22 protein-coding genes are annotated in these 13,190 nt (G+C 34.5%); 21 read left to right on the top strand and 1 reads right to left on the bottom strand.

The window, feature by feature from the left end:
* Positions 1-74 precede the first annotated feature (74 nt).
* Positions 75-1,700, bottom strand: a complete 1,626-nt coding sequence (locus tag ABD941_RS04615; RefSeq protein WP_345272855.1) for a POTRA domain-containing protein — start codon at positions 1,698-1,700, stop codon at positions 75-77.
* Between the two features lie 293 nt (positions 1,701-1,993).
* Here ABD941_RS04615 and rpsL point away from each other — a divergent pair, with 293 nt between their 5' ends.
* The 21 genes from rpsL to rplR all read left to right on the top strand — a co-directional run bounded on the left by rpsL (position 1,994) and on the right by rplR (position 13,189).
* Complete coding sequence (rpsL, locus tag ABD941_RS04610; RefSeq protein ID WP_019386263.1) at positions 1,994-2,368, top strand: 30S ribosomal protein S12; 375 nt, start codon at positions 1,994-1,996, stop codon at positions 2,366-2,368.
* Between the two features lie 21 nt (positions 2,369-2,389).
* On the top strand, positions 2,390-2,866 hold the full coding sequence (gene rpsG, locus ABD941_RS04605) for a 30S ribosomal protein S7 (protein WP_345192180.1): 477 nt from the start codon (positions 2,390-2,392) through the stop codon (positions 2,864-2,866).
* A gap of 6 nt (positions 2,867-2,872) precedes the next feature.
* Entirely contained in the window at positions 2,873-4,999 is a 2,127-nt protein-coding gene (fusA, locus tag ABD941_RS04600; RefSeq protein ID WP_345272854.1) for an elongation factor G, read from the top strand.
* Positions 5,000-5,010: 11 nt separating this feature from the next.
* Positions 5,011-5,316 (top strand): 30S ribosomal protein S10, encoded by a 306-nt coding sequence (gene rpsJ / locus ABD941_RS04595; RefSeq protein ID WP_007650482.1) that lies wholly within the window; start codon positions 5,011-5,013, stop codon positions 5,314-5,316.
* 235 nt (positions 5,317-5,551) lie between these two features.
* Positions 5,552-6,169, top strand: a complete 618-nt coding sequence (rplC, locus tag ABD941_RS04590; protein ID WP_345272853.1) for a 50S ribosomal protein L3 — start codon at positions 5,552-5,554, stop codon at positions 6,167-6,169.
* Positions 6,169-6,798: a 50S ribosomal protein L4 gene (gene rplD, locus ABD941_RS04585; protein WP_345272852.1), complete on the top strand. Its 630-nt coding sequence runs from the start codon at positions 6,169-6,171 to the stop codon at positions 6,796-6,798. Before rplC ends, rplD begins: the two co-directional genes overlap by 1 nt.
* Before the next feature lie 5 nt (positions 6,799-6,803).
* Complete coding sequence (gene rplW, locus ABD941_RS04580; protein WP_345272851.1) at positions 6,804-7,094, top strand: 50S ribosomal protein L23; 291 nt, start codon at positions 6,804-6,806, stop codon at positions 7,092-7,094.
* 10 nt (positions 7,095-7,104) lie between these two features.
* Entirely contained in the window at positions 7,105-7,932 is an 828-nt protein-coding gene (rplB, locus tag ABD941_RS04575) for a 50S ribosomal protein L2 (protein ID WP_345272850.1), read from the top strand.
* 3 nt (positions 7,933-7,935) lie between these two features.
* Positions 7,936-8,214, top strand: a complete 279-nt coding sequence (rpsS, locus tag ABD941_RS04570; RefSeq protein WP_042499126.1) for a 30S ribosomal protein S19 — start codon at positions 7,936-7,938, stop codon at positions 8,212-8,214.
* Between the two features lie 6 nt (positions 8,215-8,220).
* Positions 8,221-8,628, top strand: a complete 408-nt coding sequence (gene rplV / locus ABD941_RS04565; RefSeq protein WP_345272849.1) for a 50S ribosomal protein L22 — start codon at positions 8,221-8,223, stop codon at positions 8,626-8,628.
* A 5-nt stretch (positions 8,629-8,633) separates the two neighbouring features.
* Positions 8,634-9,356 (top strand): 30S ribosomal protein S3, encoded by a 723-nt coding sequence (gene rpsC / locus ABD941_RS04560; protein WP_345272848.1) that lies wholly within the window; start codon positions 8,634-8,636, stop codon positions 9,354-9,356.
* Between the two features lie 21 nt (positions 9,357-9,377).
* On the top strand, positions 9,378-9,797 hold the full coding sequence (rplP, locus tag ABD941_RS04555; RefSeq protein ID WP_054729560.1) for a 50S ribosomal protein L16: 420 nt from the start codon (positions 9,378-9,380) through the stop codon (positions 9,795-9,797).
* Between the two features lie 12 nt (positions 9,798-9,809).
* On the top strand, positions 9,810-10,001 hold the full coding sequence (gene rpmC / locus ABD941_RS04550) for a 50S ribosomal protein L29 (RefSeq protein ID WP_345273667.1): 192 nt from the start codon (positions 9,810-9,812) through the stop codon (positions 9,999-10,001).
* Positions 10,002-10,013: 12 nt separating this feature from the next.
* Entirely contained in the window at positions 10,014-10,271 is a 258-nt protein-coding gene (gene rpsQ / locus ABD941_RS04545) for a 30S ribosomal protein S17 (RefSeq protein WP_345272847.1), read from the top strand.
* A gap of 2 nt (positions 10,272-10,273) precedes the next feature.
* Positions 10,274-10,642, top strand: a complete 369-nt coding sequence (gene rplN / locus ABD941_RS04540; RefSeq protein ID WP_019386277.1) for a 50S ribosomal protein L14 — start codon at positions 10,274-10,276, stop codon at positions 10,640-10,642.
* 14 nt (positions 10,643-10,656) lie between these two features.
* Positions 10,657-10,968, top strand: coding sequence for a 50S ribosomal protein L24 (gene rplX, locus ABD941_RS04535; protein WP_345272846.1), 312 nt, complete (start codon positions 10,657-10,659; stop codon positions 10,966-10,968).
* 2 nt (positions 10,969-10,970) lie between these two features.
* Positions 10,971-11,522: a 50S ribosomal protein L5 gene (gene rplE / locus ABD941_RS04530; RefSeq protein ID WP_345272845.1), complete on the top strand. Its 552-nt coding sequence runs from the start codon at positions 10,971-10,973 to the stop codon at positions 11,520-11,522.
* 3 nt (positions 11,523-11,525) lie between these two features.
* A complete protein-coding gene (gene rpsN, locus ABD941_RS04525; protein WP_298239217.1) occupies positions 11,526-11,795 on the top strand; it encodes a 30S ribosomal protein S14 in 270 nt (89 codons plus the stop codon).
* A gap of 68 nt (positions 11,796-11,863) precedes the next feature.
* Positions 11,864-12,262 (top strand): 30S ribosomal protein S8, encoded by a 399-nt coding sequence (gene rpsH / locus ABD941_RS04520; RefSeq protein WP_345272844.1) that lies wholly within the window; start codon positions 11,864-11,866, stop codon positions 12,260-12,262.
* Positions 12,263-12,279: 17 nt separating this feature from the next.
* Entirely contained in the window at positions 12,280-12,822 is a 543-nt protein-coding gene (gene rplF / locus ABD941_RS04515) for a 50S ribosomal protein L6 (RefSeq protein WP_345272843.1), read from the top strand.
* 10 nt (positions 12,823-12,832) lie between these two features.
* A complete protein-coding gene (gene rplR, locus ABD941_RS04510; RefSeq protein WP_345272842.1) occupies positions 12,833-13,189 on the top strand; it encodes a 50S ribosomal protein L18 in 357 nt (118 codons plus the stop codon).
* Position 13,190 lies beyond the last annotated feature (1 nt).

The raw sequence follows: 13,190 nt of genomic DNA, 5'->3' as shown, positions 1-13,190 counted from the left end.
AAGTTAATAAAACAATAAATAATGGTTAAAATTTGACAAAAAGGATAAAATTTTAAGAAAATGATAATTTAAGACTAGAAATTTGCCGTTAAACTGAGATGTATTTTGGAATTAGAGAGTTTAAATTGGGTATTCTCAGTTTTTCCATTGGCATAGTTAAACCTAAACAATCCTGCTTTAGTTAGGATCCCAAATCCAAACCCATAACCAAATAGCTTTTCTTCGGTATTTAATGTTTTATTTTCAAAATAAGCAGCATCTATTATAGTGTGTATATATATGGAGTTGTTAAGCTGAAACCTATATTCGGTATTAATTAGTCCGTATAATGTTGAAAACAGACTATTTTCTTCAAAACCTCTTATGGAGTTAATGCCGCCAAATCTAAGCAACTCATTTTCAAAATAAGTGTCTGAAATCAGATTGGAACCGTTTAATCTTAAATAGATGCTGTTTTTTTGGTTTAAGTTGAAGATTTTGAAAGCATCGATGGAAAATTGAGATTGCTTTTCCAAATTATTAGAATTCTTTCTATTTCCAAAACCTGTTTCTAAGTAAAATTTAGATCTAATAGGAAAAAGCAGATTATAGGATTGTGAATTTAAAAATTGATAAGCAAGAGTATAGTATTGTGTTTTATAATCAGTTATTGAAGGTGTTGCGTTTTCTGTTAAAAGATTATTTGATTCAGTTGAAACAATACCCGCGTATATTTTGTGTTTAGCATGTATTTGATAGTGTAGTTTAGCAGATTGGTTAATTGTTGTGAACGAGGAATCTCTTTTAAAAATACGCAAAAGTAGATCAACACCTATCGGAGATTTAAATAAATAGGGTAAAGAAGCATCAACTTCAAAAGTTTTTTGATCATTTTCATCACTTTTATACAGGAGTCTAAATGATTCTCCAAAATTCAAATTATTAGTCAGGTTTAAATTTAAATACCCATCAAACTCTAATTTACTGGTTTGTTCATTAGTGCCAAATCCTAGAAAGCCATCAAAAGAATTGCTTTTTGCTTTTTCAAGATATAGAAATAATGTAGTGGAATCTTTAGAAAATAAGACTTCGGGAGACTTTATCTCATTGGCAAAGCTTAAACTATTAAGTTGTTCTGTTTTGTTTTGAATTTTATTTAAATCAAAAAGCTGTGATGGCTTTATCTTTAAATAGTGTTTTAGGTAAGAGCGAGGGAATTTTTCATAACCCTTAATTATAATATCATTGATGATTCTTTTTTGCTCTGAAGATTCTACTATTAAGTGTGCTTCTAAGTTCGATTTATCTCTTATTTTAATGTTCGATAAGTATAGTCTTGAAAATGGTAAACCATTTCCTGAAATTTTAGAATTAATATAATTTAAAGCGTTTTCAGCTTTCGAGAATTCCAATTCAAAATAATCATCAGAAACATTATCTGAAATAGCATTTAAAACTGAGCCATCAACATCTTTTTTATTGTAGTATATATATATGGTTTTGAATTTCTTTTTTAAATGAATTTGAGAATAAAAAGATGTGTCATTTAATCGCTTAATATTTTTTATTTCATTTTCTATATATCCAATTTTAAAAAGGGTCTTTTGAAGTGAGTCTAATTCAAATTTGATAGAAGCATAATCCGTATGTTTTTTTAAATAGTTTAAAGAATCAATAACTTGAGTTTCAAATTCAGAGTAACCATCAATTTTTAGCTGCAAGCTTTGGCAAAATACTCCCGAAGAAAAAAGTATACATATAATAAGGAGTAAAGGATGTTTATTTTGCACGCTGTAAATTAAAATTTCAAAAGTTTTTTATTTGAGACTGTTTACTGAAACTGTCAACTTAATTTTAGTGTAAATCTAACGGAAAATATACGCTTATAATATAGGAGGAGATATAATTTTTGAAAACTCTTAAAAATTAATGAATTAGGATTTGAATTTTGAATTTTAATTTCTACATTTGCACCCCTCTTAGAAGAGGATAATAAAATTTATATATATTATATATGCCAACAATTTCGCAATTAGTAAGAAAAGGAAGAGCCAAAATAACCAAGAAGAGTAAATCGGCTGCTTTAGATTCTTGTCCGCAAAGACGTGGTGTGTGTACTCGTGTTTACACAACAACTCCTAAAAAACCAAACTCAGCAATGCGTAAGGTAGCAAGGGTTCGTTTAACAAACGGTAACGAGGTTAATGCATACATCGGTGGAGAAGGACATAATCTACAAGAGCACTCGATAGTATTGGTTAGAGGTGGAAGGGTAAAAGATTTACCAGGAGTTAGATATCACATCGTACGTGGTGCTTTAGACACAGCAGGTGTTTCAGGTAGAACGCAACGTAGATCTAAGTATGGTGCAAAACGCCCTAAGAAGTAATTAAAACTTTAAGAAGAAGACATGAGAAAAAGAGCAGCAAAAAAGAGACCGCTTTTACCGGATCCACGTTTTAACGACCAGTTAGTAACTCGTTTCGTTAACATGATGATGTGGGATGGGAAAAAATCGGTAGCTTTTAAAGTATTCTATGATGCAATTGACATTGTAGACTCAAAAAAAACTGACGAAGAAAAAACAGCATTAGAAATCTGGAAAGACGGATTATCAAATGTGATGCCTCACGTAGAAGTACGTAGTCGTCGTGTTGGTGGAGCAACATTCCAAATTCCAATGCAAATTCGTCCAGACCGTAAAGTTTCAACAGCAATGAAATGGCTAATTAGCTATGCGCGTAAGAGAAACGAAAAATCTATGGCATTACGTTTAGCTTCAGAAATTTTAGCAGCAGCTAAAGAAGAAGGAGCAGCCGTTAAGAAAAGAGTTGATACTCACAAAATGGCAGAAGCAAACAAAGCATTCTCTCACTTTAGATTTTAATACGACATGGCAAGAAATTTAAAATTCACTAGAAATATAGGTATTGCTGCGCATATTGATGCAGGAAAAACTACTACTACAGAGCGTATTCTTTATTATACAGGTGTTTCACATAAAATTGGAGAAGTACATGATGGTGCTGCTACAATGGACTGGATGGAGCAAGAGCAAGAAAGAGGTATCACAATTACTTCTGCTGCAACTACTTGTGAGTGGAAATTCCCAATTGAAAATGGGGAGCCAACTTCTGAAACTAAAGGATATCACTTTAATATCATTGACACACCGGGCCACGTAGATTTTACAGTTGAAGTAAATCGTTCATTACGTGTACTTGATGGTTTAGTATTTTTATTTAGTGCAGTTGATGGTGTTGAGCCTCAATCTGAAACGAACTGGAGACTAGCCGATAACTATAAAGTGCCTAGAATTGGTTTCGTTAATAAAATGGACCGTCAAGGATCTGACTTTTTAGGTGTTTGTCAACAAGTAAAAGATATGTTGAAATCTAACGCGGTGCCAATCGTTTTAAACATTGGTGACGAGGATGATTTTAAAGGCATTATAGATTTAGTAAAAAACAGAGCAATTGTATGGCATGATGAAACTCAAGGGGCAACTTTTGATGTTATTGAAATTCCAGAAGAATTAAAAGAAGAAGCTCGTAAATATCGTGCATTACTTATTGAAGAAGTAGCAGGTTACGACGAGGATCTTTTAGAAAAATTCATGGAAGATGAAGATTCTATTACAGAAGATGAAGTGCACGCTGCACTTAGAGCTGCTGTAATGGATATGGCTATCATTCCAATGATTTGTGGTTCTGCTTTTAAAAATAAAGGAGTTCAGTTTTTATTAGATGCTGTATGTCGTTATTTACCTTCTCCAACAGATAAAGAAGGTATTATAGGAGTTAATCCTGATACTGAAAAGGAAGAATTACGTAAACCAGATGTAAAGGAGCCTTTTGCTGCTTTAGCTTTTAAAATTGCTACGGATCCTTTCGTAGGGCGTTTAGCTTTCTTTAGAGCGTATTCTGGTCGTTTGGATGCAGGTTCTTACGTGCTAAATAACCGTTCTGGTAAAAAAGAACGTATTTCTCGTATTTACCAAATGCATGCAAACAAGCAAAATGCAATTGATTTTATAGAAGCTGGAGATATTGGAGCTGCTGTTGGATTTAAATCTATCAAAACAGGGGATACATTGTCATCTGAAAAGCATCCTATTGTTTTAGAATCTATGGACTTCCCTGACCCAGTAATTGGTATTGCGGTTGAACCTAAAACTAAAGCAGATGTTGATAAATTAGGTATGGGCTTAGCTAAATTAGCTGAAGAAGATCCTACATTTACAGTACGTTCAGATGAAGCTTCAGGACAGACCATTATTTCTGGAATGGGTGAGCTTCACTTAGATGTAATTGTTGATCGTTTAAAACGTGAATTCAAAGTTGAGGTTAACCAAGGTCAGCCACAAGTTGAATATAAAGAAGCTATTACGGCTTCAGCAGACCATAGAGAAGTTTATAAAAAGCAATCTGGTGGTCGTGGTAAATTCGCAGATATCGTATTTACTATTGAGCCTGCAGATGAAGGTCAAGTAGGACTTCAGTTTGAATCTATAATTAAAGGTGGTAATGTTCCTAAAGAATTTATACCTTCAATTGAAAAAGGATTTAAGCAAGCCATGGTAAATGGGCCATTAGCAGGTTTTGAAGTAGATGCTATGAAAATTACGTTGAAAGATGGATCTTACCACGATGTGGATTCTGATCAATTATCTTTCGAATTAGCAGCTAAATTAGGTTTTAAAAACGTTGCAAAAGCTGCTAAAGCTGTAATAATGGAGCCTATAATGAAGCTAGAAGTTATTACTCCAGAAGAAAACATGGGTGATATTGTAGGTGATTTAAATAGAAGAAGAGGTCAAGTAAGTGATATGGGCGATAGAGCTGGTGCAAAAACGGTAAAAGCTACTGTCCCATTATCTGAAATGTTTGGATATGTAACCACATTAAGAACATTGTCTTCAGGTCGTGCAACATCAACAATGGAATTCTCACACTATGCTCAAACGCCTTCAAATATATCTGAAGAAGTTATTAAAGCAGCTAAAGGAGAACAATCTTAAAAGTTAAGAAAATGAGTCAAAAAATCAGAATAAAATTAAAGTCTTACGATCATAACTTAGTAGATAAGTCTGCTGATAAGATTGTGAAAACAGTAAAAAGTACTGGAGCTGTAGTAACTGGACCAATTCCATTACCAACACACAAGAAAATTTTCACTGTATTACGTTCTCCACACGTAAACAAGAAATCAAGAGAACAATTTCAATTAAGCTCTTATAAGCGTTTACTTGATATCTACTCGTCGTCATCAAAAACAATTGATGCGTTAATGAAGCTTGAGTTACCAAGTGGTGTAGAGGTAGAGATTAAGGTGTAAGTTAAGAGTGAGGAGTTCATAGTTTAGAGCATTTACTCATAACTTAAAAACTCCTAACTCGAATAAAATGTCCCACCGATGCGGTCGCGGGAAAAACGGAAAAATACATTTCAGGGACGAAACGTATTTTGTCCCTGAATTTTTTTAAATAAGTAAATAATTAATAATTGATTGAAGGTTTTTATTCAGAATAGTTCTGAAATTATAAATCAACAATCGTAAATCTAAAATTAAAATGTCTGGGTTAATTGGAAAAAAAATCGGTATGACCAGCATCTTTGATGACAACGGAAAGAATATTCCTTGTACAGTTATCGAAGCTGGACCATGTATCGTTACCCAAGTCAGAACCGAAGAAGTTGATGGCTATGAAGCTATTCAACTTGGTTTCGATGACGCGACAGAAAAAAGCGCTACTAAAGCAGACTTAGGTCATGCTAAAAAAGCGGGTACTTCTGTAAAACGCAAAGTTGTTGAATTCAAAGGTTTTGATGAGGAGTACAAATTAGGAGATGCTATCACTGTAGAACACTTCAACGAAGGAGAATTTGTTGATGTAGCAGGTACATCTAAAGGAAAAGGATTTCAAGGTGTTGTAAAACGTCATGGTTTCGGTGGTGTAGGTCAAGCTACTCACGGTCAGCATAACCGTTTAAGAGCGCCAGGATCTATTGGAGCTGCATCTTATCCTGCAAGAGTCTTTAAAGGCATGAAAATGGCTGGAAGAATGGGTGGAGACACAGTTAAAGTTCAAAATTTAAGAGTTTTAAAAGTAGTTGCTGATAAGAATCTACTTGTGGTTAAAGGATGTGTTCCTGGCCATAAAAACGCTTATGTAACAATTCAGAAATAATGAAAGTAGCAGTTTTAGATATAAACGGAAAAGACACAGGCAGAAAGGCAGACCTTTCTAAAGATGTGTTTGCTATTGAACCTAATAATCACGCTGTATATTTGGATGTTAAACAATATTTGGCAAACCAAAGACAAGGAACTCATAAATCGAAAGAAAGAGCTGAGATTTCTGGAAGTACACGTAAGATTAAAAAGCAAAAAGGAACAGGTACAGCAAGAGCAGGTAGTATTAAGTCTGGTGTGTTTAAAGGAGGAGGACGTATGTTCGGGCCAAGACCTAGAAATTACAGTTTCAAACTTAATAAAAACTTAAAGCGTTTAGCACGTAAATCGGCCTTAAGTATTAAAGCAGGAGAAAAGTCAATTACAGTTTTAGAAGACTTTAATTTTGATGCTCCAAAAACGAAAAACTTTACAGCGGTTTTAAAGGCTTTAGAGCTTGAAAACAAAAAAACACTCTTTGTGTTGGGTAGCTCAAATAATAACGTATATTTGTCATCGCGTAATTTAAAAGGCTCTGAAGTTGTAACTTCATCAGAATTAAGTACTTATAAGATTTTGAATGCAAATCAAGTCGTGCTTTTAGAAGGCGCTTTAGAAGGAATTGAAACAAACTTAAGTAAATAGAAACAATGAATATCTTAATTAAACCTATAATCACAGAAAAAGCGACAGCAGCTAGCGAGTTAAGAAACTGCTATACTTTCGCAGTGAATACAAAGGCGAACAAGGTAGAAATCAAAAAAGCGGTGGAAGCTGCTTATGGTGTTTCTGTTGAAAAAGTTCGTACTATAAATGTCCGTCCAGATCGTAGCACCAAGTTTACAAAAACTGGTATACAACATGGTAAAACAAATGCCGTTAAAAAGGCAATTGTACAACTGGCGGAAGGTGAAATGATTGATTTATACAGTAACATGTAATTAAAGACTAATGTCAGTAAGAAAATTAAAACCAATCACACCAGGACAGCGATTTAGAGTAGTAAACGGTTACGATGCCATTACTACTGATAAGCCGGAAAAGAGCTTGCTCGTTCCGAACAAAAGGTCTGGTGGTAGAAACAATCGAGGAAAAATGACTATGCGCTATATTGGTGGAGGTCATAAGAAAAAGTATCGTATTATCGATTTTAAAAGAGACAAAGCTGGAATCCCAGGTGAAGTTACTTCAATCCAATACGATCCAAACAGAACTGCTTTTATCGCATTATTGAATTATCAAGATGGCGAAAAAAGATACATTATTGCTCAAAATGGACTTCAGGTTGGGAAGAATGTAGTATCAGGTGCAACAGGTGTAGCTCCAGAAATTGGAAATGCTATGCCATTAAGTGAAATTCCATTAGGAACTATCATTTCTTGTTTAGAGTTACGCCCAGGACAAGGTGCTGTTATGGCGCGTAGTGCTGGTGCTTTTGCTCAGTTAATGGCAAGAGATGGTAAGTTTGCCACGGTTAAATTGCCTTCAGGTGAAACAAGATTAATTCTTGCTAACTGTATGGCTACTATAGGTGTTGTATCTAACTCAGATCACCAATTATTAGTTGGTGGTAAAGCAGGTAGAACAAGATGGTTAGGAAGAAGACCACGTACTAGACCAGTTGTGATGAATCCAGTCGATCACCCAATGGGTGGTGGTGAAGGTAAATCTTCAGGAGGACATCCACGTTCTAGAAACGGTATACCAGCTAAAGGTTACAGAACCCGTTCTAAGACTAAAGCAAGTAATAAATATATTGTAGAACGTAGAAAGAAATAAGACATGGCAAGATCATTAAAAAAAGGACCTTACGTTCATTATAAATTAGAAAAGAAAGTAGCTGTTAATGTTGAATCAAACAAAAAAACGGTAATTAAAACGTGGTCTAGAGCCTCTATGATTACTCCAGATTTTGTTGGACAAACTATAGCAGTACACAATGGCCGTCAATTTGTACCAGTTTATGTTACAGAAAACATGGTAGGTCATAAGTTAGGAGAATTTTCACCGACACGTTCATTTCGTGGACATGCAGGTGCTAAAAATAAAGGTAAAAAGTAGTAAGCTATGGGAAGTCGTAAAAAACAAATGGCAGACGCTATTAAGGAAGCAAAAAAACATGTTGCTTTTGCAAAACTTAATAACTGTCCTACATCACCGAGAAAAATGCGTTTAGTAGCCGATTTAGTAAGAGGCGAAAAAGTAGAACATGCACTAAATATCTTAAAATTCAGCCAAAAAGAAGCATCTGGTCGTTTAGAGAAATTGTTATTGTCTGCAATTGCAAACTGGCAATCTAAAAACGAAGAAGCTAATATTGAAGAAGCTGAATTGGTAGTAAAAGAGATTAAAGTTGATAGCGGATCTATGTTAAAAAGATTGCGCCCAGCACCTCAAGGTCGTGCACACAGAATTAGAAAACGTTCAAACCACGTAACAATCGTAGTTGGAGCTAACAATAACACACAAGCTTAATAAGTATGGGACAAAAGACAAATCCAGTCGGGAATCGCTTAGGAATTATCAGAGGATGGGAATCTAACTGGTACGGAGGAAACGATTATGGTGATAAACTTGCCGAAGACGATAAGATTAGAAAATACGTTCACGCGCGTTTATCTAAAGCTAGTGTAAGTAGAGTAATAATCGAAAGAACTTTAAAACTTGTAACCGTTACTATCACTACGGCTCGTCCAGGTATCATTATCGGAAAAGGCGGTCAAGAGGTAGACAAGTTAAAAGAAGAACTTAAGAAAATTACTGGAAAGGAAGTTCAGATTAACATCTTTGAAATTAAAAGACCTGAACTTGATGCATTTTTAGTAGGATCAAGCATCGCTCGTCAAATTGAAAATAGAATTTCATACAGACGTGCAATTAAGATGGCTATCGCCGCTACAATGCGTATGAATGCTGAAGGAATTAAAATCCAGATTAGTGGACGTTTAAATGGTGCAGAAATGGCACGTTCTGAACACTACAAAGAAGGACGTATTCCTTTATCAACTTTTAGAGCCGATATTGATTATGCTTTAGTTGAGGCACACACTACTTATGGTAGATTGGGTGTTAAAGTATGGATCATGAAAGGTGAAGTATATGGTAAAAGAGAACTTTCTCCGCTTGTTGGATTATCCAAAAAGCAAGGAAAAGGTGGAGCCGGAGGACGCGGTGGAAACAAAGGACCTCGTCGTAGAAAGTAATTTTTTATAAAGTAAAGAAAAATGTTACAGCCTAAAAGAACAAAATTTCGTAAACAGCAAAAAGGACGTATGAAAGGACTTTCTCAAAGAGGAAATCAACTTTCAAACGGTACTTTTGGAATAAAAGTGTTAGATGCAACTTTTTTGACATCACGTCAAATTGAAGCAGCTCGTATTGCCGCAACACGTTACATGAAAAGAGAAGGTCAACTTTGGATTAAAGTATTTCCAGACAAGCCTATTACAAAAAAGCCTCTTGAAGTACGTATGGGTAAAGGTAAGGGTGCTGTTGAGTACTGGGTTGCTGTGTGTAAACCAGGTAGAGTGGTTTTTGAAATTGGAGGTGTACCTCTAGATGTTGCTAAAGAAGCATTACGCTTAGCAGCACAAAAACTACCAGTAAAAACTAAGTTTTTAATTGCTCGCGATTACGAAGCATAATAATTTAAGATGATGAAACAATCAGAAATTAAAGAATTATCTGTAGCTGAGTTACAAGATAAACTTGGTGAAACAAAAAAGAGTTATTCAGATCTAAAATTAGCTCATGCAATATCTCCTTTAGAAAATCCAATCCAGTTGCGTACAATAAGACGTACCGTAGCTAGAATTGCGACTGAATTAACTAAAAGAGAATTACAATAATTCTGCTGAAAGATGGAAACAAGAAATTTAAGAAAAGAACGTATAGGAGTTGTTACAAGTAACAAAATGCAGAAATCAATTGTGGTTGCTGAAGTGAAAAAAGTAAAACATCCTATGTATGGAAAATTCGTTTTAAAAACGAAAAAGTACGTAGCACACGACGAACAAAATGACTGCAACGAAGGAGATACTGTAAGAATCATGGAAACACGACCTTTAAGTAAATCTAAATGTTGGAGATTAGTTGAAATTTTAGAAAGAGCGAAATAATTATGGTACAGCAAGAATCAAGATTAAAAGTAGCAGACAACACTGGAGCAAAGGAAGTTTTAACTATCCGTGTTCTTGGTGGTACTAAAAGAAGATATGCTTCTGTGGGAGACAAAATAGTTGTTTCTGTTAAAGATGCAACTCCTAATGGAAATATTAAAAAAGGAGCGGTTTCAACTGCAGTTGTTGTTCGTACTAAGAAAGAAGTAAGAAGACCAGATGGATCTTATATAAGATTTGATGATAATGCATGTGTTTTATTAAACCCAACGGGTGAAATGAGAGGAACACGTGTATTTGGTCCTGTTGCTAGAGAACTTCGTGATAAACAATTCATGAAGATTGTATCATTAGCACCAGAAGTGCTTTAATACATTAATGTAAGATGACAAAGCTTAAAATAAAAACTGGAGATACTGTAAAAGTAATTGCTGGAGACCATAAAGGATCTGAAGGTAAAGTACAAAAGGTATTAATAGCTAAGAACAAGGCGATTGTTGAGGGTGTAAACATGGTTAAGAAACACACGAAGCCAAGTGCACAAAATCCTCAAGGCGGAATCGTAGAAAAAGAAGCCGCTATTCATATTTCTAATTTATCGTTGTTAACTTCAAAAGGAGAAACAACAAGAATTGGCTATAGAATAGAAGGCGATAAGAAAGTAAGATTTTCAGTAAAATCTAATGAAGTAATATAGTTATGGCATATTCACCTAGACTTAAAGAAGAGTATAAAAGCAGAGTAATTGCAGCTCTTACAGACGAATTTGGTTATAAAAATGTAATGCAAGTACCAAAACTTACCAAGATAGTAGTATCTAAAGGTGTTGGTGCGGCAGTAGCAGATAAAAAACTTATCGACTATGCAGTTGAGGAGTTAGCAACTATAACAGGACAAAAAGCTATAGCTACATTATCGAAAAAGGATGTTGCAACTTTTAAATTACGTAAAGGTATGCCAATTGGGGCAAAAGTAACCTTACGTGGCGAAAAAATGTATGAGTTTTTAGATCGTTTAGTAACTTCTGCCTTGCCACGCGTAAGAGATTTTAACGGAATTAAAGCAACAGGATTTGACGGACGTGGTAACTATAATTTAGGTGTTACTGAACAAATTATATTCCCAGAAATAAACATTGATAAAGTGAACAAAATTTCTGGTATGGATATTACATTTGTAACAACCGCAGATACTGATAAAGAAGCAAAATCATTATTAACCGAATTAGGATTACCTTTTCAAAAGAACTAAGATATGGCTAAAGAATCAATGAAAGCCCGTGAGGTAAAAAGAGCTAAAACAGTAGCAAAGTATGCCGAAAAACGTAAAGCTTTAAAAGAAGCTGGCGATTATGAAGCATTACAAAAGTTACCAAAAAATGCATCTCCTATTCGTATGCATAATAGATGTAAATTAACAGGAAGACCAAAAGGTTACATGCGTACTTTTGGGATTTCTCGTGTAACATTCAGAGAAATGGCCAATCAAGGTCTTATCCCCGGAGTAAGAAAAGCTAGTTGGTAATATTATTTAAATAATCGGGTTTAAGGTTCAAAATAATTTGAAAACCAAAACCACAAAATCAATTCATTATGTACTCAGATCCAATTGCGGATTATTTGACAAGAATTAGAAACGCAGTGCGAGCCAACCATAGAGTGGTTGAGATTCCTGCATCTAATCTAAAAAAAGACATCACTAAAATATTATTCGAACAAGGATATATTTTAAGTTACAAGTTTGATGATTCGTCTGTACAAGGCACTATTAAAATAGCGCTTAAGTATAACAAAGAAACAAAAGAATCAGTAATTAAGAAACTTCAAAGAATTAGTACACCAGGTTTACGTCAGTATGCAGGTGCTAATGAGTTACCTAGAATCCTTAACGGTCTTGGTATTGCCATTGTCTCAACATCTCACGGTGTTATGACAGGCAAGCAAGCTAAAAGAGATAATGTAGGTGGCGAAGTTTTATGTTACGTATACTAATTTAAAGCCAGAAAGAAATGTCAAGAATAGGAAATAATCCAGTAGCCATTCCAGAAGGTGTAACAGTAGATGTTAAAGATAACGTTGTAACTGTTAAAGGAAAATTAGGAGAGTTAACACAAAGTTTCGACGCTGTTGAAATTAAAGTAGAAGAAGGAAATGTTTTAGTAACACGTTCTTCAGATTCTAAAGATCAAAAAGCTAAACATGGTTTGTACAGATCTTTAATGAATAATATGATTGAAGGTGTATCTAAAGGATGGACTAAAGAATTAGAATTGGTTGGTGTAGGTTATAGAGCATCAAACCAAGGACAAAAATTAGATCTAGCTTTAGGGTTTTCTCATAACATTATTTTGAATATTGCTCCAGAGGTAAAAGTGGAAACAATTTCAGAAAAAGGAAAAAATCCATTAGTTAAACTAACATCATTCGATAAACAACTTGTTGGTCAAGTAGCTGCGAAGATCCGCGGATTTAGAAAACCTGAGCCTTACAAAGGAAAAGGAATCAAGTTTGTTGGTGAAGAAATAAGAAGAAAAGCAGGTAAATCAGCTTAATAATTAAGTTATGGCATTGACAAAGAACGAAAGAAGACTAAGAATAAAAAACAGAATCCGTAAGGTTGTTTCTGGTACAGAAACAAGACCTAGATTAGCTGTTTATAGAAGTAATAAAGAAATTTATGCTCAAATAGTTGATGATGTAACTGGTAAAACTATCAGTGCAGCATCTTCAAGAGATAAAGGTGTAAGTACTGCGAAAGCAACTAAATCAGAAGTAGCTAAGTTAGTAGGTAAATCACTTGCTGAAAAAGCTTTAAAAGCAGGTATAGAAACAATCTCTTTTGATAGAGGCGGGTATTTATATCATGGTAGAGTAAAATCATTAGCTGAAGGTGCTAGAGAAGCAGGACTTAAATTCTAAG

This window comes from Flaviramulus aquimarinus (assembly GCF_039543205.1).
GTDB lineage: Bacteria > Bacteroidota > Bacteroidia > Flavobacteriales > Flavobacteriaceae > Flaviramulus_B > Flaviramulus_B aquimarinus.
Note: the sequence above shows the minus strand (reverse complement) of the source record. Positions and strands in the feature narration are given on the sequence as shown.

Excerpts from the sequence above, each read along its gene's own strand:
- rpsH (WP_345272844.1), top strand. The coding sequence starts at position 11,864 with ATGTACTCAGATCCAATTGCGGATTATTTGACAAGAATTAGAAACGCA.
- rplP (WP_054729560.1), top strand. The coding sequence starts at position 9,378 with ATGTTACAGCCTAAAAGAACAAAATTTCGTAAACAGCAAAAAGGACGT.
- rpsC (WP_345272848.1), top strand. The coding sequence starts at position 8,634 with ATGGGACAAAAGACAAATCCAGTCGGGAATCGCTTAGGAATTATCAGA.
- rpmC (WP_345273667.1), top strand. The coding sequence starts at position 9,810 with ATGAAACAATCAGAAATTAAAGAATTATCTGTAGCTGAGTTACAAGAT.
- rpsN (WP_298239217.1), top strand. The coding sequence starts at position 11,526 with ATGGCTAAAGAATCAATGAAAGCCCGTGAGGTAAAAAGAGCTAAAACA.
- rplF (WP_345272843.1), top strand. The coding sequence starts at position 12,280 with ATGTCAAGAATAGGAAATAATCCAGTAGCCATTCCAGAAGGTGTAACA.
- rpsQ (WP_345272847.1), top strand. The coding sequence starts at position 10,014 with ATGGAAACAAGAAATTTAAGAAAAGAACGTATAGGAGTTGTTACAAGT.
- rplB (WP_345272850.1), top strand. The coding sequence starts at position 7,105 with ATGTCAGTAAGAAAATTAAAACCAATCACACCAGGACAGCGATTTAGA.
- rplC (WP_345272853.1), top strand. The coding sequence starts at position 5,552 with ATGTCTGGGTTAATTGGAAAAAAAATCGGTATGACCAGCATCTTTGAT.
- rplW (WP_345272851.1), top strand. The coding sequence starts at position 6,804 with ATGAATATCTTAATTAAACCTATAATCACAGAAAAAGCGACAGCAGCT.
- rplV (WP_345272849.1), top strand. The coding sequence starts at position 8,221 with ATGGGAAGTCGTAAAAAACAAATGGCAGACGCTATTAAGGAAGCAAAA.
- rplX (WP_345272846.1), top strand. The coding sequence starts at position 10,657 with ATGACAAAGCTTAAAATAAAAACTGGAGATACTGTAAAAGTAATTGCT.
- rpsG (WP_345192180.1), top strand. The coding sequence starts at position 2,390 with ATGAGAAAAAGAGCAGCAAAAAAGAGACCGCTTTTACCGGATCCACGT.
- rpsJ (WP_007650482.1), top strand. The coding sequence starts at position 5,011 with ATGAGTCAAAAAATCAGAATAAAATTAAAGTCTTACGATCATAACTTA.
- rplD (WP_345272852.1), top strand. The coding sequence starts at position 6,169 with ATGAAAGTAGCAGTTTTAGATATAAACGGAAAAGACACAGGCAGAAAG.
- rpsL (WP_019386263.1), top strand. The coding sequence starts at position 1,994 with ATGCCAACAATTTCGCAATTAGTAAGAAAAGGAAGAGCCAAAATAACC.
- rplE (WP_345272845.1), top strand. The coding sequence starts at position 10,971 with ATGGCATATTCACCTAGACTTAAAGAAGAGTATAAAAGCAGAGTAATT.
- rpsS (WP_042499126.1), top strand. The coding sequence starts at position 7,936 with ATGGCAAGATCATTAAAAAAAGGACCTTACGTTCATTATAAATTAGAA.
- rplR (WP_345272842.1), top strand. The coding sequence starts at position 12,833 with ATGGCATTGACAAAGAACGAAAGAAGACTAAGAATAAAAAACAGAATC.
- rplN (WP_019386277.1), top strand. The coding sequence starts at position 10,274 with ATGGTACAGCAAGAATCAAGATTAAAAGTAGCAGACAACACTGGAGCA.
- fusA (WP_345272854.1), top strand. The coding sequence starts at position 2,873 with ATGGCAAGAAATTTAAAATTCACTAGAAATATAGGTATTGCTGCGCAT.